This window comes from Actinacidiphila paucisporea, assembly GCF_900142575.1.
Classification (GTDB): Bacteria; Actinomycetota; Actinomycetes; order Streptomycetales; family Streptomycetaceae; genus Actinacidiphila; species Actinacidiphila paucisporea.
Window position 1 is genome coordinate 35,738 of the sequence record NZ_FRBI01000007.1, and the last position, 26,047, is coordinate 61,784.

Annotated in this window: 24 protein-coding genes; 12 read left to right on the forward strand and 12 right to left on the reverse strand. The window is 72.5% G+C overall.

Going from position 1 to position 26,047, the window contains the following annotated elements; translation table 11 throughout:
• Positions 1 to 3: 3 nt before the first annotated feature.
• Positions 4 to 765 carry an SIS domain-containing protein gene (locus BUE44_RS13230; protein ID WP_107415699.1) on the reverse strand — a complete coding sequence of 254 codons (762 nt, stop codon included), beginning with the start codon at positions 763 to 765 and terminating at the stop codon, positions 4 to 6.
• Between the two features lie 339 nt (positions 766 to 1,104).
• Here BUE44_RS13230 and BUE44_RS13235 point away from each other — a divergent pair, with 339 nt between their 5' ends.
• The 3 genes from BUE44_RS13235 (at position 1,105) to BUE44_RS13245 (ending at position 3,931) form a co-directional block, all read left to right on the forward strand.
• Positions 1,105 to 1,797: a metal-dependent transcriptional regulator gene (locus BUE44_RS13235; RefSeq protein WP_073497626.1), complete on the forward strand. Its 693-nt coding sequence runs from the start codon at positions 1,105 to 1,107 to the stop codon at positions 1,795 to 1,797.
• Between the two features lie 353 nt (positions 1,798 to 2,150).
• Positions 2,151 to 3,071: an alpha/beta fold hydrolase gene (locus BUE44_RS13240; protein WP_073497628.1), complete on the forward strand. Its 921-nt coding sequence runs from the start codon at positions 2,151 to 2,153 to the stop codon at positions 3,069 to 3,071.
• Between the two features lie 371 nt (positions 3,072 to 3,442).
• Positions 3,443 to 3,931 (forward strand): hypothetical protein, encoded by a 489-nt coding sequence (locus BUE44_RS13245; RefSeq protein WP_073497630.1) that lies wholly within the window; start codon positions 3,443 to 3,445, stop codon positions 3,929 to 3,931.
• A 346-nt stretch (positions 3,932 to 4,277) separates the two neighbouring features.
• Here the strand turns inward: BUE44_RS13245 and BUE44_RS13250 are convergent, their stop codons facing one another.
• Entirely contained in the window at positions 4,278 to 4,859 is a 582-nt protein-coding gene (locus BUE44_RS13250; protein WP_073497633.1) for a CGNR zinc finger domain-containing protein, read from the reverse strand.
• A gap of 99 nt (positions 4,860 to 4,958) precedes the next feature.
• Between BUE44_RS13250 and BUE44_RS13255 the strand changes: the two genes are divergently transcribed.
• Positions 4,959 to 6,176, forward strand: coding sequence for an MFS transporter (locus BUE44_RS13255; RefSeq protein ID WP_073497640.1), 1,218 nt, complete (start codon positions 4,959 to 4,961; stop codon positions 6,174 to 6,176).
• A 136-nt stretch (positions 6,177 to 6,312) separates the two neighbouring features.
• On the opposite strand, the gene BUE44_RS13260 is transcribed toward BUE44_RS13255, so the two are convergent.
• The 3 genes from BUE44_RS13260 to BUE44_RS13270 all read right to left on the reverse strand — a co-directional run bounded on the left by BUE44_RS13260 (position 6,313) and on the right by BUE44_RS13270 (position 9,606).
• A complete protein-coding gene (locus tag BUE44_RS13260) occupies positions 6,313 to 7,953 on the reverse strand; it encodes a transporter (protein WP_073497642.1) in 1,641 nt (546 codons plus the stop codon).
• On the reverse strand, positions 7,950 to 8,831 hold the full coding sequence (locus tag BUE44_RS13265; RefSeq protein WP_079189702.1) for an ABC transporter ATP-binding protein: 882 nt from the start codon (positions 8,829 to 8,831) through the stop codon (positions 7,950 to 7,952). The genes BUE44_RS13260 and BUE44_RS13265 overlap by 4 nt, the downstream gene beginning before the upstream one ends.
• Before the next feature lie 118 nt (positions 8,832 to 8,949).
• A complete protein-coding gene (locus BUE44_RS13270) occupies positions 8,950 to 9,606 on the reverse strand; it encodes a bifunctional DNA primase/polymerase (protein ID WP_073497644.1) in 657 nt (218 codons plus the stop codon).
• 348 nt (positions 9,607 to 9,954) lie between these two features.
• Here BUE44_RS13270 and BUE44_RS13275 point away from each other — a divergent pair, with 348 nt between their 5' ends.
• Both BUE44_RS13275 and BUE44_RS13280 read left to right on the forward strand, forming a co-directional pair.
• A complete protein-coding gene (locus BUE44_RS13275) occupies positions 9,955 to 11,334 on the forward strand; it encodes a transcriptional regulator (protein WP_073497647.1) in 1,380 nt (459 codons plus the stop codon).
• Positions 11,335 to 11,561: 227 nt separating this feature from the next.
• A complete protein-coding gene (locus BUE44_RS13280; RefSeq protein WP_073497650.1) occupies positions 11,562 to 13,043 on the forward strand; it encodes a hypothetical protein in 1,482 nt (493 codons plus the stop codon).
• A 9-nt stretch (positions 13,044 to 13,052) separates the two neighbouring features.
• Here BUE44_RS13280 and BUE44_RS13285 read toward each other — a convergent pair whose 3' ends face one another.
• Complete coding sequence (locus tag BUE44_RS13285) at positions 13,053 to 14,186, reverse strand: ABC transporter substrate-binding protein (protein ID WP_322940074.1); 1,134 nt, start codon at positions 14,184 to 14,186, stop codon at positions 13,053 to 13,055.
• 286 nt (positions 14,187 to 14,472) lie between these two features.
• On the opposite strand from BUE44_RS13285, the gene BUE44_RS13290 reads away from it, so the two are divergent.
• Both BUE44_RS13290 and purU read left to right on the forward strand, forming a co-directional pair.
• A complete protein-coding gene (locus tag BUE44_RS13290; protein WP_200804407.1) occupies positions 14,473 to 14,919 on the forward strand; it encodes an SCO4402 family protein in 447 nt (148 codons plus the stop codon).
• A gap of 45 nt (positions 14,920 to 14,964) precedes the next feature.
• Positions 14,965 to 15,843 (forward strand): formyltetrahydrofolate deformylase, encoded by an 879-nt coding sequence (gene purU / locus BUE44_RS13295; RefSeq protein WP_073497657.1) that lies wholly within the window; start codon positions 14,965 to 14,967, stop codon positions 15,841 to 15,843.
• An 87-nt stretch (positions 15,844 to 15,930) separates the two neighbouring features.
• Here the strand turns inward: purU and BUE44_RS13300 are convergent, their stop codons facing one another.
• Both BUE44_RS13300 and BUE44_RS13305 read right to left on the reverse strand, forming a co-directional pair.
• Entirely contained in the window at positions 15,931 to 17,268 is a 1,338-nt protein-coding gene (locus tag BUE44_RS13300; RefSeq protein WP_073497660.1) for an MDMPI N domain containing protein, read from the reverse strand.
• Positions 17,265 to 17,876: a sigma-70 family RNA polymerase sigma factor gene (locus tag BUE44_RS13305; protein ID WP_079189703.1), complete on the reverse strand. Its 612-nt coding sequence runs from the start codon at positions 17,874 to 17,876 to the stop codon at positions 17,265 to 17,267. The genes BUE44_RS13300 and BUE44_RS13305 overlap by 4 nt, the downstream gene beginning before the upstream one ends.
• A gap of 241 nt (positions 17,877 to 18,117) precedes the next feature.
• On the opposite strand from BUE44_RS13305, the gene BUE44_RS13310 reads away from it, so the two are divergent.
• Both BUE44_RS13310 and BUE44_RS13315 read left to right on the forward strand, forming a co-directional pair.
• Positions 18,118 to 18,486 carry an STAS domain-containing protein gene (locus tag BUE44_RS13310; RefSeq protein ID WP_079189720.1) on the forward strand — a complete coding sequence of 123 codons (369 nt, stop codon included), beginning with the start codon at positions 18,118 to 18,120 and terminating at the stop codon, positions 18,484 to 18,486.
• 365 nt (positions 18,487 to 18,851) lie between these two features.
• Positions 18,852 to 19,259, forward strand: coding sequence for an ATP-binding protein (locus BUE44_RS13315; RefSeq protein ID WP_073497664.1), 408 nt, complete (start codon positions 18,852 to 18,854; stop codon positions 19,257 to 19,259).
• Positions 19,260 to 19,314: 55 nt separating this feature from the next.
• Here BUE44_RS13315 and BUE44_RS13320 read toward each other — a convergent pair whose 3' ends face one another.
• Positions 19,315 to 20,385 (reverse strand): GlxA family transcriptional regulator, encoded by a 1,071-nt coding sequence (locus BUE44_RS13320; RefSeq protein ID WP_079189704.1) that lies wholly within the window; start codon positions 20,383 to 20,385, stop codon positions 19,315 to 19,317.
• Positions 20,386 to 20,455: 70 nt separating this feature from the next.
• Here BUE44_RS13320 and BUE44_RS13325 point away from each other — a divergent pair, with 70 nt between their 5' ends.
• Complete coding sequence (locus BUE44_RS13325) at positions 20,456 to 21,781, forward strand: MFS transporter (RefSeq protein ID WP_407640024.1); 1,326 nt, start codon at positions 20,456 to 20,458, stop codon at positions 21,779 to 21,781.
• 78 nt (positions 21,782 to 21,859) lie between these two features.
• Here BUE44_RS13325 and BUE44_RS13330 read toward each other — a convergent pair whose 3' ends face one another.
• From BUE44_RS13330 to BUE44_RS13340, 3 genes are all read right to left on the reverse strand, one after another.
• Complete coding sequence (locus BUE44_RS13330; protein ID WP_073497667.1) at positions 21,860 to 23,029, reverse strand: flavin-containing monooxygenase; 1,170 nt, start codon at positions 23,027 to 23,029, stop codon at positions 21,860 to 21,862.
• An 89-nt stretch (positions 23,030 to 23,118) separates the two neighbouring features.
• Complete coding sequence (locus tag BUE44_RS13335) at positions 23,119 to 24,015, reverse strand: trypsin-like serine peptidase (RefSeq protein WP_235002116.1); 897 nt, start codon at positions 24,013 to 24,015, stop codon at positions 23,119 to 23,121.
• Between the two features lie 187 nt (positions 24,016 to 24,202).
• Positions 24,203 to 24,850, reverse strand: coding sequence for a TetR family transcriptional regulator (locus BUE44_RS13340; RefSeq protein WP_073497668.1), 648 nt, complete (start codon positions 24,848 to 24,850; stop codon positions 24,203 to 24,205).
• A 327-nt stretch (positions 24,851 to 25,177) separates the two neighbouring features.
• Between BUE44_RS13340 and BUE44_RS13345 the strand changes: the two genes are divergently transcribed.
• Positions 25,178 to 25,972 (forward strand): VOC family protein, encoded by a 795-nt coding sequence (locus BUE44_RS13345; RefSeq protein WP_073497669.1) that lies wholly within the window; start codon positions 25,178 to 25,180, stop codon positions 25,970 to 25,972.
• Positions 25,973 to 26,047 lie beyond the last annotated feature (75 nt).

Genomic DNA, 26,047 nt, shown 5'->3' on the forward strand with positions numbered 1-26,047 from the left:
CGTTCAGTGGCGGAAGAAGATCCGGTCGCGGTACTGCTCGAAGATCCGGCCGTTCCAGTCGTGACCGCCGTCCACATTGCCCGAGCGCAGCATGGGCGGAGTGACGCCGCGTTCGGCGAGTTCGGTGGCCGCGGTGGCGACGACGGCCTGCATCAGGGCGCTGGTGACGACGGTGGAGGCCGGGCCGAACGGCGCGGGAATGGCGTCGTCCGACAGTTCGGCGTCGCCCACCGCGATCTTGGAGTCGAGCACGATGGTGCAGTGGTCCCTGAGGAAGGTGCCCGACACGTGCCGTGAGCTGGTCTGCTCGGCGTAGGCGACCGAGGTGACGCCGATGACGGTCAGGCCGAGCGCGCGGGCATTCTGCGCCATCTCCACCGGCAGGGAATTGCGGCCGGACAGCGAGATCACGAACAGCACGTCGCCGCGCTGGACGGGACTGGTGTCCAGGACCACCCCGGCCAGGCCGTCGACCCGCTCCAGGGCGCTGCCGAGCGTCGCGGGCATGACGTCCACGCCGACGACACCGGGCACGGCCAGCAGGTTGATCAGGGCGAGACCGCCGGCCCGGTAGACGACGTCCTGGGCGGGCAGCGAGGAGTGCCCCGCGCCGAAGACGAAGACCCGGCCGCCGGAGGCGACGGCGTCCGCGACCGCGGTCGCGGCGGCCTTGATACCGGCCGCCTCTTCGTCGCGCACCCGGCGCAGCAGGCCGATAGCGGCGTCGAAATACCGGTCGGCCAGGTCCTCGCGGGGCTCAGTCATGCGGATCACCGTGGGGCCAGGGCGCGGCCGGTGTCAAGAAATCAGCGGGTGAGGAACGCGTATTCGTCCCGCGTCCCGCCCCGGCCCACGCGATCGTCCACGATGTGGACGCCAGGGAAGCGGCGGTTGACGGCGGTCACCGGGTGCTCACCGCGGCAGGCGGGAGGGCTCCGTGGCCGCTCAGCGTCGCGGCGGGGGCCCGTGTCCGGTCTTTCCCGTCCGCGTGGGGGCCCGTGGCGGCGGGGCGGGAGGAGGGGGGCTGCTCGCGGCGGGGCCGGTTGTCGGTGCGATGCGTCAGACTTGTTCCCAGGGCCACGCACGAATGAACGAGGGGCGCGCATGTCCGGACTGATCGACACGACGGAGATGTATCTCCGCACCATCCTGGAGCTGGAGGAGGAGGGTGTGGTCCCCATGCGCGCCCGAATCGCCGAGCGGCTCGACCAGAGCGGCCCGACAGTCTCCCAGACGGTGGCGCGGATGGAGCGGGACGGGCTGCTGCACGTGGCCGGCGACCGCCATCTGGAGTTGACCGAGGAGGGCCGTCGCACCGCCACCCGCGTGATGCGCAAGCACCGCATCGCCGAGTGTCTGCTGGTCGACGTGATCGGCCTGGAGTGGGAGCACGTGCACGCCGAGGCCTGCCGATGGGAGCACGTGATGAGCGAGGCCGTGGAGCGGCGGGTGCTCGAGCTCCTGCAGCACCCCACGGAGTCGCCGTACGGCAACCCGATCCCGGGCCTGGAGGAGCTGGGCGAGAAGGGCGAGGCCGACCCCTTCCTTGAGGTCGGCATGGTCAGTTTGAACGACCTCAAGCCCGGTGCGGGCTCGACCAGTGTGGTCGTCCGCAGGATCGGCGAGCCGATCCAGACCGACGCCCAGGTGATGTACACGCTGCGGCGGGCCGGCGTGCAGCCGGGCGCCGTGGTGAGCGTGACCTCCTCTCCCGGGGGTGTGCTGGTCGGCAGCGGTGGCGAGGCCGCCGAGCTGGACGCGGAAGTCGCCTCGCACGTTTTCGTCGCCAGGCGGTAGCACACCGGCCGGCGCTCGGCCGGCCACTTGGACGAGGGGTCGCCCCGGCACCGTGATGACGGTGCCGGGGCGGCCTTTTCCCTCCCTCGTCCCTCCCCATGGAGACCCCCACGGAGGAGCCGGGACCCCGAGCTTCCCGGTGCCTCCCCGCGCGACCCGCTTCCCCTTCGCGTCGCGCCCCGCTGAAGATCTCCCCTCGGCCCCGGCGGTCAATCCCCGAGCGTTGTCACTCGAACGAGCGGTGTTGGGCGCGTGAGGCGCTTGTTCGAATAAAAGTTCGATAGCGTGGATCGGGAAGACATGAGGAGACACCACCAGGACAAACGACGACCAATAGGAAGGGGGTGCGGCACATGAAGCAGTACGTGGACCACCACACGACCCGGCGTTTCGAGGTCACGGGAGCGGGCGGGATACGCCTCGCGGCTTGGGACTACGCGGCGGCGACGGCTGTCGCGGGCGCCGCGGCAGAGCCGGGGGCCGACGCCCGCCCCGGTGTGCTGCTGCTGCACGGCTTGCTCGGCCGCGCCTCGCACTGGGCGGCGACCGCGCGCAGGCTCGCGCCCCGCTATCGGGCGCTCGCCCTCGACCAGCGCGGGCATGGCCGCAGCGAACGGCCGGAGGGGCCTTACGGGACGGAGGCCTATCTCGCCGACGCCGTCGCCGCCGTCGAGCAGCTCGGCCTCGCCCCGGTCACCGTGATCGGGCACTCCATGGGTGCGCTCACCGCATGGCAGCTGGCGGCCCACCGCCCCGACCTCGTCGCCGCGGTCGTCATCTGCGACATGCGGGCCGCCGCGCTTGGCGAGGCGGGTCAGCGGGAATGGGAAGACTGGACGCGGTCCTGGCCGCTGCCCTTCGCCACCCTCGGGGACGCCCGCCGCTGGTTCGGGGAGCTGGACCCGTGGGCGAATCCGCCGAATCCGGTGCGCGGCGACTTCTTCGCCGAGGTCATGGTGGAAGGCGACGACGGGTGGCGCCCGCAGTACGCCCCACGCCATCTGCTGCGCTCCCGCGACCCGTGGATACGTGACGCGCACTGGGACGAGCTGGCCGGAGTCGGCTGCCCCGCGCTGGTCGTGCGCGGGCTCGGCGGGGAGCTGGGACGGGCGGAGGCCCAGGAGATGGTCCGGGTGCTGCCCCGCGGCCGCTACGCCGAGATCCCCGACGCCGGCCACCTCGTCCCGTGGGACCAGCCCGAGGCGTGGTGCGACACGGTGGAGCGGTTCCTCCGGGAGGTGGTGCGGGAGCCGCAGCGCGCCACACCGGCCTGACGGTGGCCGGGCCTGCGGGCGGCGGGGGAGAAGACGGTGGCGGGGGCGGCGGTGCGGTAGGACGTGCGGCCGCAGGCGGCGGGAGTGGCGTAGGCGGGGGGCTGCTGTCGCACGGCTGCGGGGCGAAGGGCGGTGTGCGGGAGTGCGGGACTGGCGTGAGGGTGCTGTGAGGGATCGGTGATAAATGGCGGTGCTGGTGGGCGGTGGGGTGGCGAGGCGCTGGGGGTCCGCCTCCTGCGGCGCGGGCCCGCGGGCTGCGCGGGCGGTTCGCGGCGGCCGGCCGCAGGTCGGCCCGGCCGACCTGCGCACGCTGCCGTGGCCTGCTGGTAGCTTGCCGTCGCTGGATTCTTATCGCGTCATGGGGGAGCACCGTGCGTCTTACGTTCACCAGAGCGGGCATCGCCGCCGTGGCGGTCGCCGCCGTGCTGGCGCTCAGCAGTTGTGGCAGCAGCGACAACGACGGGAAGAAGCAGCTGACGGCGAGCACCACCGCGAGCGCGGCGGAGCGGCAGTCCGCGACCGCCGCGCCGGAGCCGACGGCCACCATGACGGCGCCGGTGGAGACGGCGGCCAGCGGTGACGGCACGCAGACCGTGGAAGGCGTGTGGCTCGCGACGCAGGGCACGGCGAAGGTCCAGCTCGTCCTCGGCAAGGGCAAGGCGGCCCTGACGAGTACGCATCTGTGTGGCGGCGGTTATGTCGACACGGACGGCATCGCGCTGACGCTGACCTGCATGGACGGCGATACCGAGCGCACCACCGGCCACGGCGTGCTCGCGGCCGACGGCAAGACGCTCACCGTGCAGTGGACCGACGGCCCGACCGATGTCTTCGCACGCACCGGCCTGCCCAGCAGCTGACCGTCCGGCCGGTGACAACGGCCGTACGGCGCCCACCCCGTGGCGGCCGGGCGCGCCGTACCCACGTTTGCGATGTTGTAGCGGCACCACCGCCCTGCAGGGCGCCACCGGGGAGCTGCTCCCTCCGCGGCCGAAGGGCAAGCTCTCGCCAGGGTGCCGCCGCCTCACGGCGCAGGACGCAGGGCCCACAGGGGCGCGGGGAACTGCGCGCCCCGCCGAGAGGGCGGGAAAGTAAGCAACGCCACCACAGGGGGCAATCACCCCGGGGCGCGGGGAACCGCGCGACAAGCCGGCCTCACAACGCAGGTGCGGAGTCCGCAATCAGCACCCCCGCAGGGGAGCCCTCTCAAGGCCGCGCGCGCAGTGCGGACTTCTTGGCCCGGTTGCCGCAGATGTCCATCGAGCACCAGCGCCGCGTCCCGGGACGGGAGTGGTCGAGGAAGAGGGCACCGCAGTCGGGTGAGGCGCAGGCGTGCAGGCGGGGGAGGAGGGCGGGGGAGGCCGCCAGTTCGAGGGTGTCGCGCGCGACGAGCGCGAGCACGGCTCGTACGGGGTCGTCCGCCCGCCACCGCAATTCCCCCTGGGCGGTGAGGTACGGCACGGGCACGTCCGCGGCGGCGGCCCGGTTGAGCCGGTTCCTGACGGCGGTGGCGGGCAGGGCGGGGCCGCCGGCAGCGACGGCCGCGGTGATCAGCTCATACGCGGCCTCGCGCAGCGCCCGCGCGGCGAGGACGTCGGGGACGTCGGGGACCTGGAGCGGGCCGTCGACCGCGGGCCCGCACTGCCGTACCCACGCCACGAGCGCCGTGCTGTCGGCCAACTCCTCGGTGACGGCGGGAGTTCCGCGGTAGCGCAGGGTCCGCAGGTAGTCCAGGCACAGCCGCCCCGAGCCCTGCCGGAACCGCGGCGCAGCGGTGTCGTCCCTCATGCGGCCCAGCCTAACGCCGGAACCGGTTTGACTGGTACGGTCATCGCACCGGTTTAACCGGTTCCTACTCAGCAGGCGCTCGCGCGATGAGGTGTGTCGATGTCCCAGCCCCACGGCCCCGCGGCCGGCGTGGCCGTACCGCCGAAGCAGCAGCCGTCGCGGGAGGAAGGGCCGCCGCGGCGGCTCGTGATACTGCTCGCCGTCTCCTGCGGCCTGACCGTCGCCAACCTCTATTACGCCCAGCCGCTGCTCAGCGAACTGCGGCAGTCCTTCCACATCGGCGCGGTCGTCGCGGGCAGCCTGGTCACGGCCACTCAGCTGGGCTACGCGCTCGGTCTGCTGCTGCTCGTGCCGCTCGGCGACGTCACCGAGAAGCGGCGGCTCGCCACGCTGCTGCTCTCCCTCACCGTCGGCGCGCTCGTCCTCGCCGGGGTGGCGCCGGACTTCGCCGTGCTGCTGGTCGCCTCGCTGATCGTCGGGTGCACGCTCACCGTCGCGCAGATACTCGTGCCGTTCGCCGCGGACCTCGCGCCCGACGCGAGCCGCGGGCGGGTTGTCGGGCAGGTGATGAGCGGGCTGCTCACCGGCATCCTGCTGTCCCGCACCGTCGGCAGCGTGGTCGCGGGAGCGACGAGCTGGCGGGTGGTCTACCTCGGCTCGGCCGCGCTGATGACCGTACTGACGCTGGTGCTGCGCCGGGCCCTGCCGCCGCGGCCGCCCGCCGCCGCGCTGCGGTACGGGGCGCTGCTGCGGTCCACGGTCCGGCTGCTCAAGGTCCATCCGGCGCTGCGCCACCGGGCGCTCTACCAGGCGGCGATGTTCGGCACCTTCAGCGTCTTCTGGACGACCATCTCCTTCGTCCTCACCGCGGCGCCTTTCCACTACGCGCAGTGGCAGGTCGGGCTCTTCGCCCTCGCGGGTGCGGGCGGTGCGCTGATCGCACCGCTGGCCGGCCGGTGGGCGGACCGCGGTCTGGTCCGGCCGATGACGGCCGCCGCTTTTGTCGCCGCCGCGGTCGCCTTCGGCATGGCGGTGGTGGGGCGGCACAATGTGCTGGCCCTCGGGGCGGCCGCCGTGCTGCTGGACATGGCTGTCCAGACCACGTTGATCCTCGGGCAGCACGTGGTCTACCAGCTCGACGGGGGAGCCAGGGCGCGGCTGAACAGCGCCTTCATGGCCACCTTCTTCGTCGGCGGGGCGGTGGGCTCCCAGGCGGGGTCCGCCGCTTACCACCTCGGCGGTTGGCCTCTCGCGTCGGCCTTGGGCGCCGCCCTTCCGCTCCTGGCCCTCGCCACGTCCTTCTTCCACCGCCGCTGATCGTCCGTTCGCGGTCCGCTGCACCCTCCGGGGCGCGCCCTCGCCGGGGAACCTCCCCGGCGAGGGGCTGCTGGCGAGAGGGCACCTCCGGGGCGCATGGATACACCCCGCGTGCGACTCCGGGCGAGAAGAACACCTAGCCCCGGACAGTGGCCAGGATCTCCGGCAGCCGGTCCAGGAGGCGCGGCGCGGTGAGGCGGAGGGACAGGGCGGCGAGGGCGGCGCCGTACAGGGCGCCGACGGGGAGGGCGAGCCAGAGGAAGGCGTGGTGGCCGGTGAGGTGGAGGGCGATGACCGGGCCGAGCACCGGGAGGCACAGTGCCGTCCCGGCGACCGTGCCGCCGAAGACGTTGAGCATCACCAGGCCGCTCTGGCCGGGCGCGGCATTGGCGAAGGGATTGTCGTGCGGCACCGCGTACGGGAAGCGCACGCTGGCGAAGCCGCCGGTGGCGACGAGGGCGCCGACGAAGGCGAAGGACAGGCCGAGCGTCTCGGCCAAGGCGTCGGCCCGGCCGAGGAGGAGGGCGGCGCCCGTAGTCACCACGGTGACGTACGGGACGGCGATCAGGGCGATCGCCATCGCGCGGCCGCGCAGTTCGAGTTCGGCGTCCCGGCGGTCGGCGATCGCGGTCATGACGGTCCAGAAGGCGGAGCCGTCGAGGCCGAACTGGTTGTACATCTGTATGCCGAGCAGCCCGGCGGCCCACAGGCACTGGTAGACGCTGCCGTGCTGGACCACCGCGACCAGCGGCAGCAGCAGGCCGACCGCGAGCCCGGTGGCGAGCGCGGCCTTGGCGCGCGGGTCGCGCCACATGTAGCGGAACTGCCGCTGCATCACCGTGCCGGTACGGCCCGAGGGCAGCCTCAGGGGCAGCCGGGAGCGGCCCTCGGCGGTGCCGCGCGCCGTGGACTCCTCGGGCGAGGCCGCGATCGTGGACGCGTCGGGCGACACCATCAGCCGGTGGAGGCTGCGGTGCCACCAGTGCAGCAGCAGGACCAGCGCGGTGGCGGTCACCGCGAGCTGCACCGCCGCGAGGCCGTACGCGCCCCGGCCGGTGGAGCGGACCGCGTCGACGGCGGTCGCAGGCGGGATCCAGCGCACCACGGATGCCGCGGAGGTGGCCCTGCGCAGCCCGTCGGTGCCGGACAGGGAGCTGAGCCCGAGGTTGACCAGCTGGGCGCCGATCGCGACGAACACGCCGCTGAGCAGGGCCAGGTCGCGGCCCTTGCGGCTGGTCAGCAGCCGGGTGTTGGCCGCAGCTACGGCGCGGGAGAGGGCGACGCAGAACACCAGGAGCAGGGCGTTGGCGAAAATCGCGACGACCACGGCCGCCGGGCCGTTCGCCACCGAGGTGACCGCGCCGGCCCCGAGCAGCAGGGTGAAGAGCGGGCCCACGCCGATCAGCGACGAGATGAGCAGCGCGGTGAGCAGCGGACGCGGGCGCAACGGCAGCATCGCCAGCCGGGTCGGGTCGAGGGTGTCGTCGCCGCCGAAGAAGAACAGCGGCATCACCGCCCAGCCGATGCCGAGCACCACCGCGACGGTGACGGAGACCGCGGGCGCGTAGTGGTTGTGGCGCAGTGCGATCATGCCCGCGCCGTTCGCCAGCGCGTAGAGCATCGCCAGGGCGACGCCGACGCACCAGCCGACGGTGCGCCCGCGGGACCGGCGCAGCCCGCCCCGCATCAGCGACAGCTTGAGCCGGACGAAGACGCCGATGATGGACGGGGACGCGGCGGTGGGTGCGGTCTCGGCCCGCGGCGCGGCAACGGTCATCGGGAACCGCCGCCCAGCCAGTCCAGGTCCTGGCCGGTGCGCCGGTCGGCGCCGACCAGGGACAGGAAGGCGTCCTGCAAGGTCGGCGCGGCGCCGCGTACTTCGGCCAGCGGGCCGTGTGCCACGATGCGCCCCGCGGCCATCACGGCGACCCAGTCGCACAGGCTCTCCACCAGCTCCATCACGTGCGAGGAGAAGACGACGGTGCCGCCGGCGGCCGTATAGCGCTCCAGCACACCGCGGATGACCTGCGCGGACACCGGATCGACGCCCTCGAATGGCTCGTCGAGGAAGAGCACTTCGGGATTGTGCAGCAACGCGGCGGCCAGGCCGATCTTCTTGCGCATGCCGGTCGAGTAGTCGACCACCAGCTTGTGCTGGGCGGCCGTCAGGTCGAGCACGTCGAGAAGCTGGGCGGTGCGCTTGTCGACCTCGTCGCCGGGCAGGCCGCGCAGCCGGCCGGTGTAGGCGAGCAACTCGCGCCCGGAGAGCCGCTCGAAGAGCCGCAGGCCCTCGGGGAGCACGCCGATCCTGGACTTCACCGCGACCGGGTCGGACCACACGTCATGGCCGTTGACCTGCACCAACCCGTCGTCGGGCCGCAGCAGACCGGTGACCATGGACAGTGTGGTGGTCTTCCCCGCGCCGTTCGGCCCCACCAAGCCGATGAAACGGCCCGCGGGCAGGTCCAGCTCGATGCCCGCGACGGCCGCCTGCTCGCCGAAGCGCTTCCACAGTCCGCGAATCCGCACCGCGGGAACGGGACCCGCGGCTGTCGCGCCCCCCTGCGCCTGCCCGGTGCCACCGGCCGCCCCGTAATACGGCAGGGGCGCCCCTCGATCCGCCCGTGCCGGTGTGCTTTCCGACTCCTGCGCCATGTCGTGACCCCTCCCCGTGCCCGTACTCGCGCTGGTCCCACGCGTGCCACCACCCTACGGGGGACCACTGACAGTGACTGATCCGTGGCAGCGAGTGCGGTCGGTGACGGCCGGCGGCTCAGCGGGCGCGGGCCGTGGCCGCCTCCCGGCCGCACGCGTACGCCAGCGGGCTCAGCAGCTCCTCCGCATCGGGCAGCCAGCGGTTGGCGGGGGTCGGCCGGCGGGCCCACTGGGCGCAGCCGCCCGGCACCGTCCTGGTCGGCGGCGCGACGACCCAGCCGCCCTCGCCGAGCACCGCCAGGTCCAGCGACTCGGGCAGCCAGCCGAAGCCGCGCAGCAGTTCGGGGATTTTCGAGCCCGCGCCCGGCAGGACGAGGAAGCGCAGGCGGCGGCCCGGGGTGCCGAGCACCGGGCCGAGCGGCAGGTTCATCCGCTCCATCCGGGCCAGCGCCAGGCAGCCGGCGTCCTCGGAGACGTCGACGACGTCGAAAGTGCGGCCAGTGGGCAGCAGGACCGACGCTTCCGGCTGCTTCTGCCACATCCGGCGCACCGCGGGCGCGCTGCCGCTGCCCCTGGCCGTCCAGTCCGGCCGGGCGGGGTGTGCGCCGAGCGCGGTGCAGCCGGCGGAGCCGCAGGAGCAGCGGGGCGCACCGGAGGCATCGATCTCCAGCCAGGTGCCCGGCAGCACGTCCCAGTGCCGTTCCTCCGCGTAGCGGACCGCCGCGTCGAGGAGTCGACCGGTGAACTGGCGCGGGACTCCGATGCTGTCTTCCACGCGCTGCACAACTGCCCCCGTGATCGCGGGTTACGGGGCGATGCCGCGGCTCATGGCGGGCGCACGGATGCACTGCCGGGGGCGCGTACGGGCAACCGGTGTCCCGGGCGGGTAGTCAGTGGAGGGCGGCCCACCGGGCGGCTCCGTTGGAACACGGCAAAGCGGGGCATTTTCCGCCCGGAGGATGGGAAGCATCCGCGCAGGGAGAGCCGCACCACCGATACGGCTGCAGGGCCGCCCAGCCGCAGCCGCAGCCGCAGCCGCCGAAGAGCCGTACGAACGCTATGAACGCAGGGCCGTAACGACGTCAGTCACCAGGACGGGGTTGACGAGGACGAGGGGGACACCATGGCCGCACGACCACTTGTGGCGCGGCAGCCGAACGAGCGGCTCCAGTCGCTGATCCAGGAGGCCGGCTGCTCCAATGCCGGGCTCGCCCGCAGGGTCAACATGTGCGGGGCGGAGCACGGCCTCGACCTGCGCTACGACAAGACGTCGGTGGCCCGCTGGCTGCGCGGCCAGCAGCCGCGGGGCCGGGCGCCCGGCATCGTGGCCGAGGCGTTGGGGCGCAAGCTCGGCCGCGCGGTGTCCATAGACGAGATCGGCATGGCCGACGGCAAGAACCTGGCCACCGGCATCGGCCTGCATTTCGCACCGACCGTGCTGGGCGCGATCGAGCAGGTCTGCGAGCTGTGGCGCAGCGACGTCGGCAGGCGCGACTTCCTGACCGGTTCAACCGTCGCGGCCTCGGCCCTTGTCGAGCCGAGCAGGGACTGGCTGATCACCCGTCCCGACCAGGGGGTGGCGCGCAACGGCGGTGCCCGGGTGGGCGCTTCCGACGTCGAGGCGGTCAAGGCCACCACCCAGGCGCTGACCGACCTGGACCACCGGTTCGGCAGCGGCCATGTCAGACCGGTCGTCGTGCACTACCTGAACAGCGTGGTGTCGGGCCTGCTGGCGGGCAGTTACCGCGAGTCGGTGGGGCGCGAGTTGTTCTCCGCCGTGGCCCGGCTGACCGAACTGGCGGGGTATATGGCGGTGGACACCGGCCAGCCGGGCCTGGCGCAGCGCTACTACATCCAGGCCCTGCGGCTCGCCCAGGCGGCGGGCGACCGCGGTTACGGCGGCTACATCCTGGCCGCGAGCATGAGCCATCTGGCGGCCGCCCTCGGCAATCCGCGGGAGATCGCCCAACTCGCCCGCGCGGCACAGGAAGGCGCCAGGGGCCAGGTCGGGCATACGGCCGAGGCGATGTTCTTCGCGGCAGAGGCGCGCGGCCACGCACTGCTCGGTGACGCCCGCACGTTCGCCACCGTCGCCGGGCTCGCCGTCGGCGCCATGGAGCGCTCCGAGCCCGATCAGGACCCACCCTGGATCGCGCACTTCGACCACGCCTATCTCGCCGACGAACTGGCGCACTGTCACCGCGACCTGGGTCAGGCGGTTCCGGCCGCCCGGCGCGCGGAGGAGGCGCTCGCCGCGCACCCCGCCACCCGTGCCAGGCGCCGGGCGATCGACATGCTGCTGCTCGCCGACGCCCAGGTGCAGCAGCGCGAGATCGAACAGGCCTGCCACACCGGCACCCAGGCCGTCGCGCTGCTGTCGGGGCTGCGCTCGGACCGCGGCGCGGAATATCTGGAGGACTTCCGCCGCCGGCTCGACCCGTTCTCGGCCGAGCCGTCGGTAAGGGAGTTCGGCGCACGCCTTGAGGCGCAGGACGCCGCGTAACCGCCCAACGGGCAAGTACAGACCGAATCGTTACCTTACCGACACCGTTCGAGCGGAGCGCCGCAAATTGCTGGCGAAACCCCGCGGCGCCGCCTCCCGCGGCGCCGCGGGCCGCACGTCAACCAGGTGTCCGGACGCTCACCCCTCAGGGTTCGTGGCCCCTCTCCCCGTTCACCCGGTAGCGTGTGCAGACGTCCGACACTGGGTGAAGGCGGGAGTCAACGGCGATGCACAGCAACGGACGCGGCGAGGAAACACCCGAACCGTACCGGGGCGTCGTCCTCCCGGCCGGGCAGCAGCCCCCGGCCCACGGCGACCACGTCCAGCCGGCCGGCGGCACCCCCTGGGGCGAGCAGGCACAGCACCCCGGCCAGCCGCCCGTACCGCCGCAGGCGCCGCCGCCGTACCCGCCGCAGGCTGCCGAGCCCGCGGACGCCACCCAGATGCTGCCGCCGTATCCCGCCGGCGGTCCCGCACCCGCGCAGGCGCCCATACCCGCGGCGCCGCCGCAGCCCGCCGCACCGGTCGCCGACGCCACGCAGATGCTGCCCCCCTACCCGGGCAACGTCCCGCCGGAGCCCGCTCCCGCCGACGCCACCCAGGCGCTGCCGCTGTCGATCTTCCACGAGCAGGACCAGCAGCCTTACGACGCCTACGGGCAGCAGCAACAGCCGCCGCAAGGTTACGCCGGGCAGGATTTCCCCGGCGCCCAGCAATATGCCGAGCCGCAGCAATATGCAGGCCAGCAGCAGTACGCCGAGCCGCAGCAGTACGCCGACCCGCAGCAGTACGCCGACCCGCAGTCGTACGGCGGCGGGCAGCAGTTCCCGCCGCAGAATGGCTACCAGCAGCAAGGGCAGCAGCCCGGCCCGCAGCACGACAGCGACTACGACCACCTGTTCAGGTCCGACGTCCCCGGCCCCGAGCCGCTGCGCCAGCGCATCATCCAGCCGCCCTCCGCCCAGCAGCAGGCACCGCAGCAGGCGTACGGCAGGCCGCCGTGGGAGCCCGGTTACGAGCAGAACGGCTACGACCAGGACGGCTACGACGACGGCGACGACCGCCGCCGGATGTCGCCCAAGGTGCTGATCGGGATCGTGGTGGCCGGCTGCGTGGTGGCCGGCCTGGTGGTCGGCGGACTGATGAACAGCGGTGGCAAGTCCAAGGCCGACGGGGGCAAGCCGAGCGCGACCGCCTCGGGCAAGACGACCGGTTCCGCCTCGGACAGCCCCGAGGCCGCGGCGGGCGGCGAGGCCGAGGCGCAGGCCAAGGCGCTGGACTCGCTGCTCAAGACCAGCGGGGCGAGCCGCAGTTCGGTGGTCAACGCGGTCGAGTCCATCAGGGACTGCAAGAACCTGCCGGGTGCCGCCTCCGACCTGCGGGCGGCCTCGACGCAGCGGACCGGCCTGGTCACCCAGCTCAGCGGCCTGGCCGTCGACAAGCTGCCCAACCACGGGGAATTGACCACGGCGCTCACCAAGGCCTGGCAGGCGTCCTCCGCCGCCGACGGCCACTACGCGGCGTGGGCCGACCAGGCCGCGCACGGGGGCAAGGTCTGCAAGGGCGGCCATGCCCGCGGCACTCAGGAGTCGCAGGCCGGCAACAGCGAGAGCGCCACGGCGACCAGCCAGAAGAAGGCCGCGGTGAAGCTGTGGAATGCCATCGCCTCCAAGTACGGCCTCACCCAGCGGCAGTACAGCCAGCTGTGAGCCGCCGCGTCAGCCGGCGCTCGTAGCCCTCTTGAGCGTCGCCGCCACGTCCACGAAGCCCGATCCCTCCTGCTCCAGCTTGCCGCCCCTGACCACCTGGTAGGTGACCTTGGAGTCGACGAGCCTGGCGTGGTCGGGGATGTCGAGCAGGTCGGTGTCGGCCCAGCCCAGGTCGGGGGTGAGCCCGCCGGTGGACAGCTTCGTGGTGTGGTCGAGCGCCTTCTGCACCGAGTCGGCGTCGATCTCCGCGCCCGGCTTCATGGCCTTGATCACCTCGGCGAAGACGGTGTAGGCGATCCAGGTCGTCTGCACCCCGGGGTCGGCGACGTCGATACGGTCGTCGGAGAAGGCGTATTTGCTGACGACCGCCTTCATCCTGTCCCATTTGGGGTCGGACGCCGGCGGGTACCAGCCGGTGACCACGGCGTTCTCCAGCGGGCTGTTCGGGCCGCCGGTGGCGTCCACCAGCGACTGCTGGACGCTGCCTATCACCGAGGAGAGCCTGACCTTCGGCGCCTTGTCGCCGAGCCTGCGCAGCGAGTCGAAGAAGGTGCTGGTGTGGTCGCCGAGCACCGCGGACACGCAGCTGGTCGACTTGTTGTCGCCGACCGCGCGCTGTGCCACGTCGGTGTAGTCCGAGGCGTCGTCCTGGGCGGGCAGGTCGCGTGCGGAGGAGCGGCCGCCCGCCGTGAGGCCCTGGTCGAGGAAGATCGGGAACTGGTCGCCGGTGATGGTGTCCGGCCGCACCAGCGCCACCTTCTTGCACAGCCGCGACAACTGGGTGCCGCTGCCCGCGAGAAGCGCCGGCAGCCCGCCGTTGACCGGGTACGACAGCGGGCTCTGGAATTCGTCCTGCGTGATGCCGTAACCGCCGACATAGGCGATGTTGTTTGATTCGAGCGCCGTGGTGAAGGAACCGCCCTGCTGGCTGTACGAGCCCACGACGGCGACGGCGTGCGCGTCGGCGGCCTGCTGGGCGCACCCCGACACCGCGACCGAGTCGTTGCGCTCGTTGCAGGTCAGCACCTTGAGCTTGCGGCCGTTCAGCCCGCCGGTGTCGTTGACGTAGTGCTCGAAGGCCTGCGCCATGGCGAGCATTCCCGGCATATTGGTCGACCTGGTGTTCTCGGGCGCCCAGGTCATCACCACGATGGGTCCCGGGGAGCCCCCCGCACTGCCCGGGAGCACGCCACAGCCACTGAGTAGCGCACCTGCGGCCAGCAGTGGGACGACAGCCTGGCGAGCCCTGCACATGCGCCGTTCAGTCATAGCTACGGAAGATTCCGGTCCGGGCCCAACGCGGGGGTGACCTGACGGGAACGAGCGGTCACTTTCAGGTGAATTACAGGTGTCGACGTTCGAATGCGTACGATTGCCCGTCGTGCAAGGTTCGGAGAAGTCTTCCCGTCGCGGCCGTGTCTCCTCCACGATGGGGGGCATGCCCCTCAACGACATGCCGTGGTGGCGCTGGCGCAGCAATGTGCGCTCGGCGCTCCACATGATCAGCGACCCGGTCTTCCAGCGCGAGGTCTGGCAGACCGGGCGCGCGGGCTACGGCGACGTCACGGACGCCGTCTACCGCCTCGTCGAGGACACCTGGCTCGACAACTGGTCGGCGGACAAATACGTCGGCACCATATTCCGGGACGCGCAGGAGGCGGCGCTCGTCGACGTCGCGGTGCTGCGGGTGCTGAAGATCCTGCACCAGGTGGGTGCCGACGCGCCCGCCTCGGCGTATCTGGAGCACCCCGGCTGGCCGGACGCGGTCAGCGCCGCGCGCGAGGCGCACGTCCTGATGGCCGGCGCGGACGGCGAGGACCCGGACAGCCCGCCGCGCTCGCTGGAGGTACTGGCGATCTACACGCGTTCCGCTTGACGGACACCCCGGCACGCGCGCGGCTGTGTGTGCGACGCTGGCGGGGTGAACGAACAGCCGTCGCAGCCGCCCGTCGAGCCGCAGTACGTCCTGACCCTGTCCTGCCCCGACAAGCAGGGCATCGTGCACGCGGTGTCGAGTTACCTGTTCATGACCGGCTGCAACATCGTGGACAGCCAGCAGTTCGGCGACCGCGACACCGGGCTGTTCTTCATGCGGGTGCACTTCGCCGCCGAACCCCCCGTCGACGTGGACAAGCTGCGCGCCAGCTTCGCCGCGGTCGCCGACGCCTACCACATGGACTGGCGGATCCACCCGTCCGCCGAGCGCATGCGCATCGTCCTCATGGTCAGCAAGTTCGGGCACTGCCTCAACGACCTGCTCTTCCGCACCAGCATCGGTGCGCTGCCGGTGGAGATCGCCGCGGTGGTGTCCAACCACACCGACTTCCGCGAGCTGGTCGGGTCCTACGGCGTCCCCTTCCACCACATCCCGGTCACCCGCGACACCAAGGCCGAGGCCGAGGCGCAGCTGCTCGACCTGGTGCGCGCCGAAGGCGTGGAATTGGTGGTGCTCGCCCGCTATATGCAGGTGCTGTCCGACAACCTGTGCCGGGAACTGTCGGGGAAGATCATCAACATCCACCACTCCTTCCTGCCGAGCTTCAAGGGCGCCAAGCCGTACCACCAGGCGCACGACAGGGGCGTGAAGCTGATCGGCGCGACCGCGCACTATGTGACGGCGGACCTCGACGAGGGGCCGATCATCGAGCAGGAGGTCGAGCGGGTCGGCCACGAGGTCACCCCCGAGCACCTGGTCGCCATCGGGCGCGACGTGGAGTGCCAGGCACTGGCCCGCGCGGTGAAGTGGCACAGCGAGCACCGGGTGCTGCTCAACGGCCGCCGTACGGTCGTCTTCGCCTGAGCCAGGCAGGGCCGCCTCACGTCCCTCCACGGTCCCGCAGGCCCGCCTATGCCGCCCTCAGGGGCGGGGACCGCGTCGCGCTCGGTCTCAGAGGCGGGACAGCGACGCGGTGGCATAGAGCACGTCCCTGATGACGTCGCGGTCGCCCTGCTGGCCGAAGGCGATCCGCTCCGGCTCCAGATGGCCCGCGGCGAGCTGGCAGAATTCCACGCCGTCCAGCACCACATGGGCCACCGCGTGCTCCTTCGAGGCGACCGCACCCGGTGAGTCGAGCGGCAGGTACCACTTGCCGCCGCCCGCTCCCTCGATCTCCAGCAACAGCGAACGCCCCGGCGCCCCCGCGTCCGCGAGCCGCCCCGCGGAGTCGGCGAGACCGTCCCGGCGCCGGTCGGCGAGCGCGGCGGGCAGCATCCTGGCCGCCAGGTCGATCATCCGGTTCAAATTGCGCGGCGCCGGCGGCCCGTAGGGATAGGCCACGGCCTCGGCAATGTCCCACGCGTGGATCCAGCACTCGAAGGCGCGATCCACGAAGGCGTCCCGTAGCGGCAGCCTGAACGACCCGTAGTCGACGCCGATTCCGGCGGCACCTGCGCCCGCGAAGGACACCGTACGCAGCAGGTTGTGGCTCTGCCCGCGCCAGACGTCGCGGAATCCCGCGCCAATTGCCGAGCCCGAGCCCGAGCCCAAGCCCGAACCCGAGCCCTCGTCCTTGCCGTCGCCAGTACGCTGCGCCGCCCACATCGCCTCGGTTCGCCGCACGGGGTCGAGCGGCAGGTCCAGGCCGGGCCTGCCTTCCGCGTCCGGCATGTCCAGGGCCACCGCGACCAGGCCGTCCACCGTGGTGAGATGGGCGATGACCTGGCCGATGGTGACCTTCCTCGCCACCAGGGCCCCGTCGTACCACCGCAGTTCGACCTGCTCCTGCCAGTAGCCGTCGCCGAGGTCGCGCAGCAGCGCGTCCAGCCTGGCGGCCTCCGCGTCGTAGGGCCCCGCCCACTCCGGCACGGGGATGCGGGCCGGGCGGCGTCCCAGGCATCCTTCGAGCACCCGGGCCCGCAGCAGCGGGTCGAGGTCGAGGCTCTCCTCGCGGTGCAGCAGGCCCACCGCGTCGCGCAGTCGCAGCGCCTCGTCGGCGCAGGCGGCGCAGTCGGTGAGGTGCACCTCGACGGCCAGCGACTCGTCGCGCGAGCACACCGCCAGCGCCCAGGCGCCGAGCAGCGACTTCAAGGTGGCGTGGTCGTACTGCGGCAACCGGGGCCGCGTCGCCTCCGGCACCGGAACGGGCGCAGCCGGCGGCGTCACGGCCGGCGCGTCCGGCGCGGGCAGCGGGCGGGGACTGCCGGACTGGTCGCGCTGGCTGGGCACCCGGGGGAAGCCGTCGCCGTCGCCCAGCGGGCCACCGTTGCGGTAGGCGGGGCCGCTCACGGCCGGCCCCGGCGGCCCTGGCCGCGGGCCTCGAACGGATCGGCCGCGTCGCCGCGCTCCAGCGGGCGGATCTCCCGGCTGCCGGCGGGGTCCATCGCCGTGGACAGCAGTTGCAGGCCGAGCCGCAGCCGGCGCCGCGACTCGTCGGCGCTCACCCCGAGGCCGGCGGCGGCGTCGCGGTAGTCGAGGCGCTCGCGGTAGGCCAGTTCGAGCGCGTCGCGCAGCGGCGCGGGCATCGAGGTGACGATGAAGTCGGCGCGGGCAGCGGTGTTGGCCTCGCGGACTCTGGCCTCGACCTGGCTGGGGGTGGAGTGCCCGCGGCTCTCGTACTGCCGCAGCCGGTGCACGGCCTGGCTCTGGGTGAGGGCGGCGATCCAGGACCGCAGCGAACCGCGCTTGGGGTCGTAGTCGTCCGGATTCTCCCAGATGTAGCCGAAGACCTCGCGGGTGATCAGGTCGGCCGCCTCGTCGTCATCGAGCACCCGGTGGGCCAGGTTGTGCACGAGTGAGGCGTAGCGGTCGTACAGCTCGCCGAGTGCGGCCTCCTCGCCGCGTGCGAGCCGCTGCTGCATCTTGCGGTCCCAGCGCGGCGGTGCGGGTGTCGCCATCTGCCGCCCCTTTGTCCGTCGGCCGCCTCACCGGCCAGCCGGCCGCTGCCCTTCGACCGTACCCGCCGCCCGCCGGGGCGTGCGCCCCTTTGCACCAACCTGGCCCCTCATGTGAACGCTTCTGTCGGTCTGTTATCCGGGTGTGACCGGGAGATTGCAGAGTTACGGCTGAGAACGGGCATAGGCTCGTCGTGATGACGAACCTGAACCCGACAGCGAGGCGAGGTGCGGTCCCGTGCTGGTGACCCGGGCCGAGCGAGACGGCTGGGCGGTGGTGACGGTCGCGGGCGAGATGGACCTGATCTCATCGCCCGCGGTACGGCAGAAGGTCCATGACGCGGTCGCTGACGGGCGGCGCAGCCTCGTGCTCGACCTGGCAGATGTGCGCTTCTGCGACTCCAGCGGGGTGGGCGTGCTGATCGGCGCCCGCCGGCTGATGCGGTCCTGCGCCGGACGGCTGCGGATCGTGCTGCCCGAGGAGGGCGCGGCCGCCGGCGACGCCGCACACGTCAACCGGGTGCTCGCCGCGCTCGGGGTACGCCGGCTGTTCGAGGTCTTCCCCGACCTGACCGCGGCCACCGACGAGACCGCCCAGCCGTTGAGCGCCTGACCGGCCGCAGCGGCCCGTCGGCGTCGTCCGATTACGGAGCGTCCACACGGAGTTGTGTCCGATGCGTGACTTGTCGCGCGGCGGAGTCGGAGTCCACCTCGGGTACGCTCCATCGGGTGCGCGTACGTTCAAGGCCGCTCGGAAGCACCGCCCGGTACAGCCGGGTGGTACCCAGGCCTGGGCGTTCCGTGTCCCGCCCGACGCGCCGCACAGTATGCAGCACCCGCTGTCGATCGCGCTGGAATATGACGGAAGCGCTTGTTCCGGTGACCGCCGGTCGATCATGCTGTGTGAAGTCGGGATCACGCTCGGTGATCCCGGGCAGGCGTGAGGCCTTGTGTCCGCCGGTTCGGATGGTGTGATCAGTGCAGATGCTGCAGGTGCAACTGGAGGTCGGCGTGGACCCCGCGGAAGTGGGGCGGGCGCGCCGCTGGGCGAGGTCCCGGCTGGTCGGATCCGGAATAGGTGCCGACGAGCCGGTCGCCGAGACTCTGATCCTGCTCATCTCGGAACTGGTCACCAACGCGGTGGTGCACACCGGCTGCCCGGCGGTGCTGCGGATGCTCTTCCCCGCCGCTCCCGCCGCACCGGTACGCGTCGAGGTCGCCGACACCAGCATGAACCCGCCGGCCCCGCGGCACGCCCAGCGCGACGAGACCGGCGGGCGCGGGCTCGAACTCGTCGACGGCCTCGCCGACCGTTGGGGATGGCAGCCCGAGGGCGCGGGGAAGCAGATCTGGTGCGAGGTCGACCGCGCCGCCGCCCTGCGCTGACCTCGATCGCCCGCGACCGGAGTCCGGCCTGACCACCTGGTCGATGCGTGCGCCTTTACTCGCGCCCGGACGGCTGGAAGGTCCGCCGGTAGGCGGTCGGTGACACCCCGAGTGTCACCTGGAGATGCTGCCGCATCGAGGCTCCGGTGCCGAAACCGGCCTTCCTGGCGACCCGGTCCACGCTCAGGTCGGTCGACTCCAGCAGCTGCCTGGCCAGTTCGACCCGCTGCTGCGTCAGCCAGCGGCCCGCGCTCATCCCGACCTCCTCCCGGAAGCGCCGGGTGAAGGTGCGTACGCTCATCGACTCCCGCTCGGCCAACTGCCGCAGTGTGAGCGGCTGGTCCAGCCGGTCGAGCGCCCATGCCCTGGCCCGCTCGGTGCTGGCCAGCTGCGGCTCGGGGAGCGGCCGGCGGATGTACTGCGCCTGACCGCCCTCGCGGTGCGGCGGCACCACGGTGCGGCGGGACACCGAGTTCGCGACCGCCGTCCCGCAGTCCCGGCGCACGATGTGCAGGCACAGGTCGATACCCGCGGCCACCCCCGCCGAGGTCAGCACGTCCCCGTCGTCCACGTACAGCACGTCGGGGTCGACCCTGACCTGCGGGAAGAGCCGCTGGAAGTGGTCGGCGCTGGTCCAGTGCGTGGTCGCCGGACGGCCGTCCAGCAGGCCCGCGGCGGCCAGCAGATACGAACCGGTGCAGATCGACACGACCCGGGTGCCGGGCCTGATCGCCGCGAAGGCGCCCTGCAGCGGCTCGGTGAGCACCCCTTCGGTGTAGACCGGCCCCAGTTCGTGGGACGCGGGCACGACCACGGTGTCGGCCTGGGCCAGCGCCTCCACCCCGTGCGGCACCACGACCGAGAAGTCGGCGTCGGTCCGCACCTCGCCGGGCTCGATGCTGCACGTCACGATCTCGTACAGCGGCGCACCGTCCTCGGTGCCCTTGGCGGAACCGAAGATCCGCAGCGGGATGCCCAGTTCGAAGGGGATCACCCCGTCGATCGCGAACACCGCGACACGGTGCCTCTCCGGGTGCCGGAAGACCTCGGCGGAGGCTCCGGTGCCGGGTGCGGCGGGCCTCGGGTGTGCGGGTGGGGACGCCGGAAGTGGGGGCGGGACGGCCATGGCTCGATTCTTGCATATCGTGGCCATCGGGCCACTCGCTGCCTCGGACAGGCCGCCGGAGACTGATCACGTGACGCAGACATCTCAAGCCCCCGCGCCCGCCACCGGCGCTGTCCCTGCCACTCCCGGCCGCCGGCCGCCCCTGCACCGCGCCTGGGTCGTCGCCGCCGTCACCTTCGTGACGCTGATCGGTGCCGCCGCGTTCGCCTCCCTCCCGGGCCTGCTGATCGACCCGCTGCACTCCGAATTCGGTTGGTCGCGGGGCATGATCGGCCTGGCCGTGTCGATCAACCTCGCGCTGTACGGGATCACCGCGCCCTTCGCCGCCGCGCTGATGGACCGCTTCGGCATCCGGCGGGTCGTCGTCTGCGCCCTGCTGACGATCGCCCTGGGGGCGGGGCTGACCGTCTCCATGACGCAGGTCTGGCAACTCATCCTGTGCTGGGGCGTCCTGGTCGGCCTCGGCAGCGGGTCCATGGCCCTCGCCTTCGCCGCCACCGTCACCAACCGGTGGTTCGTCGCCCGCCGCGGCCTGGTCACCGGCGTCCTCACCGCGGCAGGCGCGGCGGGGCAGCTGGTCTTCCTGCCGCTGCTGTCCTGGATCACCGAGAACCACGGCTGGCGGCCGGCCGCCGCGATCGTGGCCTGCGCCGCGGTCGCCGTCGTCCCCTTCGTGTGGTTCCTGCTGCGCGACCACCCCGCCGACGTGAACGTGGCACCCTACGGCGCACCGCAGTTCGTCCCCAAGCCGCCGCCCGCAAGCGGCGCGGCGACCCGCACCCTCAGGGCCTTGCGCGAGGCCTCGCGCACCGGCACCTTCTGGCTGCTCGCGGGCTCGTTCGCGATCTGCGGCGCCTCCACCAACGGCCTGGTCAAGACGCACTTCGTGCCCGCCGCCCACGACCACGGCATGCCCGTGACGGCCGCCGCCTCACTTCTCGCCGTCATCGGGGTCTTCGACATCGTGGGCACGGTGGCCTCCGGATGGTTCACCGACCGCATGTCGCCGCGACGGCTGCTGGCCGTCTACTACGGCCTGCGCGGACTCTCGCTCATGTTCCTCCCCATGCTGCTCGCCGACAGCGTCCACCCGCCGATGGTGCTGTTCATCGTCTTCTACGGCCTCGACTGGGTCGCCACGGTGCCGCCGACGATCGCCCTGTGCCGCGAGCACTACGGCGAGAACAGCGCGATCGTCTTCGGATGGGTGCTGGCAGCCCACCAGATCGGTGCCGCGCTCGTCGCCTATCTCGGCGGGGTGGCCCGTGATGCGTTCGGTTCGTACGACGTCGTCTGGTACACCTCCGGTGCCTTGTGCGCGGTGGCCGCGCTGATGTCCCTGGTGATCCGCCGGCGGCCGGTCGTCGCGCCTGCCGCGATGCCGGTCGTCGTGTGAACGGACCGCCGCACGCCTCCGGTTCCGCATCCGCCGACGATCACTCGCACGAGTGATCGATCCTGGTGTCGCCGCAGGTCAGCGGCGGATGCGGGACGCCGCCTTGGCGATCCGGACGGCGTCGATCGCCATTTCGCGGAACATCCCGCTGATCGGGTTGGTGAAGCCCGTGAAGAACAGCCCCGGCGCCCCCGGCGGGGTGCGCGCCCCGTGCACCACCGGGCGGCCGCGGCGGTCGAGCACTCCCAGATGGCCGACCAGCCCTTCCAGGCCACGCCGGTAGCCGGTCGCGGCGACCACGACCTCCGGGGCGATCTGCGAGCCGTCCGCGAGATGCACCTCGGCGCCCTCGAAACGCTCGACGGCGGCGACGGGTTCGACGCGCCGCGAGCGCACCGCGTCGATCAGCCCGACGTCCTGCACCGGGATCGCCCCGTCGAGCACCCGCGCGTACAGCCCGCTCTCCGGCAGGGGCAGGCCGTACGCGGACAGGTCGGGCACGCTCATCCGCTCGATGTAAGGCGCCACCCGGTCGACCAGCCGCGGCGGCAGCCGCCGTACGAGGATGCCGCTGGCCTGCGCCGGCCAGCCCGCGGTCGAGCGGCGCATGATGTGCGGCGGGGTGCGTACCGCCAGCCGTACCCGGCCCGCACCGCCCTCGACCAGGTCGACCGCGATCTCGGCGCCGGTGTTGCCGACCCCCACGACCAGGACGTCGCGGCCGGCGTAGGGCGCCGCGTTGCGGTAGGCGGCCGCGTGCAGCAGCTCGCCGGGGAACGTGTCGCGGCCCGGCCAGTCGGGTATGTGCGGCGTGTGATTGTGGCCGGTGGCCACGACGACGACGGGGGAGCGGAGCACCCGGCCGCCGTTGGCGGGCAACTCCCAGCCCGCGTCGCCGCGCTCGACGCGGTCCACGGTGATCCCGGTCGCGATGTCGAGGCTGTGGTGCTCGGCGTACTGCTCCAGGTAGCGGACGACGTCGTCCCGGCCCACCCAGCGGCCGTACGCGCGGGGTATCCGCAGTCCCGGCAGGGCGGAGAGTCTTCGGGTGGTGTGCAGGTGCAGCCGGTCGTAGTGGCCGCGCCAGGACGCGCCGAGCTGCTCCGCGCGCTCCAGGACCAGGGGGCGTACGCCGTGGTGCCGCAGCGCCGCCGCCGTGGCCAGGCCGCCCGGACCTGCCCCGATCACGATCGCGTCCGGAGTGGCGGCCGTGCCCGCCGGCGCGGGGGGCGAGGTGGGGTCGGACATGCGGAACTCCTGTAGTAGGGCGGCGTGGTGGTGCGGTCGAGAGCGTAACCGCTGGGGCGCGGGGCGCTGTCCGGGCGTGCGGGAACTGGTCAGGCGCGGGTGGCGCTGTGGTAGAGCGCGAGGACGGCGTCGGAGAAGAAGGGGCTGTAGGAGACGCGGTCGTCGGGACCGCCGCCGTCGAGGCCGCCGATCAGGCCGACCACCGTGCCGGTCCGGGTCCTGGCGTCGAAGGCGAGCAGCCACGGGCTGCCCGACGTGCCGGCGGCGAAGCCGTCGCAGACCAAGCGCAGTTGGCGCCGCGCGCCGAGGCGTTCCGTGGTGGCCGTGCAGGTGATCGCCCGGTCGGCCGGGTCGCTGCCGAGCCGCGGATAGCCGACGACGGTGACCCGGTCGCGGTAACCGGGCGTGCGCGCCAGGCGGTTGGCGCCGGTGGCGTCCTCGATACGCCGCCCGTGCGGATCGGGGCGCACCCGCGCGAAGGCGACGTCATAGTCGGAGGCCGCGTCGTCGTCCGGAGCCCAGCGCGGGTCGGTGAAGACCTGGTCGACCGCCCAGATCCCGTACGGCTGCCGGTCGGCGCCGGCGCGATACTGCGGTACGAAGCCGATGTCGCTTCCGGGCTCGCAGTGAGCCGCGGTGAGGATGAGGTCGCGGCCGGGGCTGTGGACCACGCTGGCGGTGCAGTAGTGCCCGGCCAGGTCGTCGCCGACGGAGAAGAGCACGCCCACGGTGGGCAACCCGGCGAAACGCACCGCGGATCCCGGCGGCCCTGGGGCTGTGGGACCGGCGGCCGCCTGCGCGACCGGTGGCAGCCGGCGGCCCGAGGCCGGCATCGAGCCGGCCATCCGCTCGGGCGTCCAGAAGCGGGCGGCCGCCTGCGCGGTCCAGTCCGGCGCGCTGGGGAGACCGCCGTGCACCGGCCACAGCACGGCCAGCAGCGTGAGCAGCAGGGTGGATGTCAGCGGCAGCATGACGCGTCGCAGCACGGGAGTCGGCCCCTTCGGCGCCGGAGGGCGGGTCGCGGGAGCGCGGTCCGCCGGCGGCAGGCCGCACCGGCCGTACGGTCACACGCCCGGCCGTCGTCCGCGGCGCTCCCGCTGACCGGGAGCCGTGCGGCACATCATGCCCCGCCGCGCCGCCTGCCGGCCGCCGTCACGCGCCCGCCGCGCGCCGCTACTTCGGCGGCTTCTTGCCGGTCACGCCGAGATGCACCAGCAGCGCCAGGTTCGGCTTGAGGTCGGCCTGCTTGACACCCGAGCCGGTGAAGCCCTTCTGGTGGGCGGCGACCCCGGCCAGCATGGTCACCAGCGAGCCGGCGATGGCGGGCGCGCTGACGTCCTTGTCGACCCGGCCCTTGCCCTGCAGCTCCTTGATGGACTCGGTGAGCGAGCCCGTCACCGCGGTGAGGATCCTGGTGCGGATCTTGGAGAAACGTTTATCCCCCTCCGCGGCGCCCAGGTCGATGACGCGGAGGATCGCGTCGTTCTTCCGCCAGAAGGAGAAGAAGCCGTCGACCAGTTCGTCGGCCGCCTGGGCGCCGGACTTGCCGACCCAGGAGCGGCCCGCGACCAGTCCGGTCAGGCTCGCCCCCTCCTTCGCCATCTCGTCGGCGAGCTCCAGGACGGCGCCCTCGACGTCGGGGAAGTACTGGTAGAACGTGGCGGGCGAGGTGCCGGCCATCCGTGCGACGTCGATCACCTTGACGTCCCGGTACGGCGACGTGCTGAGCATCTCGCCCAGGCAGTCGAGCAGCTTCTGCCGTGTCGCCTGCCCTCGGCGACCCGCGACACGTCCGTCGACGGTGCGAACTTGTCCTGTCATGCCGTCAGTTTACCGGCGCGCGACCCCCGCGCGATTTGGCCGCGTGCAAATGGGGAGAGGGTGTCTGGTGGTACGGAAGACGCAGGTCAATGAGGGTTTCCAGCAGCTAACCGGAACCTGCTTTCGACCCCTTCCATGGGCTGATTTGCGCCATCCGTGAGCTTTTGTGGTGCGTGGTGGGCGGCTGGCGACCGGTCAGCGGCGGCCCCTCGCAAGAATTGACCATACGTTCGAATTAGGCCTCCTGCTGTGGGGAAGATCACTGACTACGGTGGCAGAAACGGCCGTCGAGCCGATGGCGACCACACGCGAGAGGGAGACAGGACCATGTCCGTATTCAACGAAGGCGTGCCCTGCTGGGCCGACGCGGCGCTGCCCGACCTGGCGGCCGGCCGGCGGTTTTACGGCGAGCTGTTCGGCTGGACCTTCGACGACCAGGGAGAGGAATTCGGGCACTACACCCTGGCCCTGCGTGACGGGAAGTCGGCAGCCGCCCTGATGAGCAAGCCGGATCCCGCGATGCCCACCGCCTGGGCCCTCTATCTCGCCTCGACCGACGCGACCGGCGCCGCCGCCAGGATCGGCGCGGCCGGCGGGCAGGTCGTCTTCGGGCCTGACAAGGCGGGCGAGGCCGGCGTGATGCTGGGTGCGGTCGACCCCGGCGGCTCCCTGTTCGGCGTGTGGCAGGCCGGCGAGCACCAGGGCTTCGAGATCGCCGACCAGCCGGGCGCCTTCTGCTGGGCGGAGAACCACACGCGGGACGCGGCGGCCGTCGACCCCTTCTACGAGGCACTGTTCGGCTACCGGGCCGAGCAGATCGGCGACGGCCTGCACTTCGACTACAAGGTGTGGTCGCCGGCCGGCGACCCGGAGCTGCAGATCGGCGGGCGGTTGCGGCTGGACGGCGGCCTGCCGGACGAGCAGCCCTCGGCCTTCCGTATCTACTTCGCGGTGGACGACTGCGACGCCGCCGTCGCGACGGTGCGCGAGCTCGGCGGCCGGGTGACCGAAGAGCCCGCGGATTCGCCCTTCGGCAGGCTCGCCACCGTCACCGACGACCAGGGCGCGGTCTTCAAGGTCATCGATCCTCAGCGCAAGGAGGGCTCCATAGAGGGGAGTTGACCAACATCTGATCCTTTCCGGCGCGTTGTGCCGCTGCCGGGACGACGGGTGGCGGATGATAACGAGTTCGCTCCC

What these genes read in the sequence shown, in the direction of transcription:
- BUE44_RS13230 (WP_107415699.1), bottom strand. Translation starts at nt 765, where the DNA reads ATGACTGAGCCCCGCGAGGACCTGGCCGACCGGTATTTCGACGCCGCT.
- BUE44_RS13235 (WP_073497626.1), top strand. Translation starts at nt 1,105, where the DNA reads ATGTCCGGACTGATCGACACGACGGAGATGTATCTCCGCACCATCCTG.
- BUE44_RS13240 (WP_073497628.1), top strand. Translation starts at nt 2,151, where the DNA reads ATGAAGCAGTACGTGGACCACCACACGACCCGGCGTTTCGAGGTCACG.
- BUE44_RS13250 (WP_073497633.1), bottom strand. Translation starts at nt 4,859, where the DNA reads ATGAGGGACGACACCGCTGCGCCGCGGTTCCGGCAGGGCTCGGGGCGG.
- BUE44_RS13255 (WP_073497640.1), top strand. Translation starts at nt 4,959, where the DNA reads ATGTCCCAGCCCCACGGCCCCGCGGCCGGCGTGGCCGTACCGCCGAAG.
- BUE44_RS13260 (WP_073497642.1), bottom strand. Translation starts at nt 7,953, where the DNA reads ATGACCGTTGCCGCGCCGCGGGCCGAGACCGCACCCACCGCCGCGTCC.
- BUE44_RS13265 (WP_079189702.1), bottom strand. Translation starts at nt 8,831, where the DNA reads ATGGCGCAGGAGTCGGAAAGCACACCGGCACGGGCGGATCGAGGGGCG.
- BUE44_RS13275 (WP_073497647.1), top strand. Translation starts at nt 9,955, where the DNA reads ATGGCCGCACGACCACTTGTGGCGCGGCAGCCGAACGAGCGGCTCCAG.
- BUE44_RS13280 (WP_073497650.1), top strand. Translation starts at nt 11,562, where the DNA reads ATGCACAGCAACGGACGCGGCGAGGAAACACCCGAACCGTACCGGGGC.
- BUE44_RS13285 (WP_322940074.1), bottom strand. Translation starts at nt 14,186, where the DNA reads ATGACCTGGGCGCCCGAGAACACCAGGTCGACCAATATGCCGGGAATG.
- BUE44_RS13290 (WP_200804407.1), top strand. Translation starts at nt 14,473, where the DNA reads ATGGGGGGCATGCCCCTCAACGACATGCCGTGGTGGCGCTGGCGCAGC.
- BUE44_RS13305 (WP_079189703.1), bottom strand. Translation starts at nt 17,876, where the DNA reads ATGGCGACACCCGCACCGCCGCGCTGGGACCGCAAGATGCAGCAGCGG.
- BUE44_RS13320 (WP_079189704.1), bottom strand. Translation starts at nt 20,385, where the DNA reads ATGGCCGTCCCGCCCCCACTTCCGGCGTCCCCACCCGCACACCCGAGG.
- BUE44_RS13330 (WP_073497667.1), bottom strand. Translation starts at nt 23,029, where the DNA reads ATGTCCGACCCCACCTCGCCCCCCGCGCCGGCGGGCACGGCCGCCACT.
- BUE44_RS13340 (WP_073497668.1), bottom strand. Translation starts at nt 24,850, where the DNA reads ATGACAGGACAAGTTCGCACCGTCGACGGACGTGTCGCGGGTCGCCGA.
- BUE44_RS13345 (WP_073497669.1), top strand. Translation starts at nt 25,178, where the DNA reads ATGTCCGTATTCAACGAAGGCGTGCCCTGCTGGGCCGACGCGGCGCTG.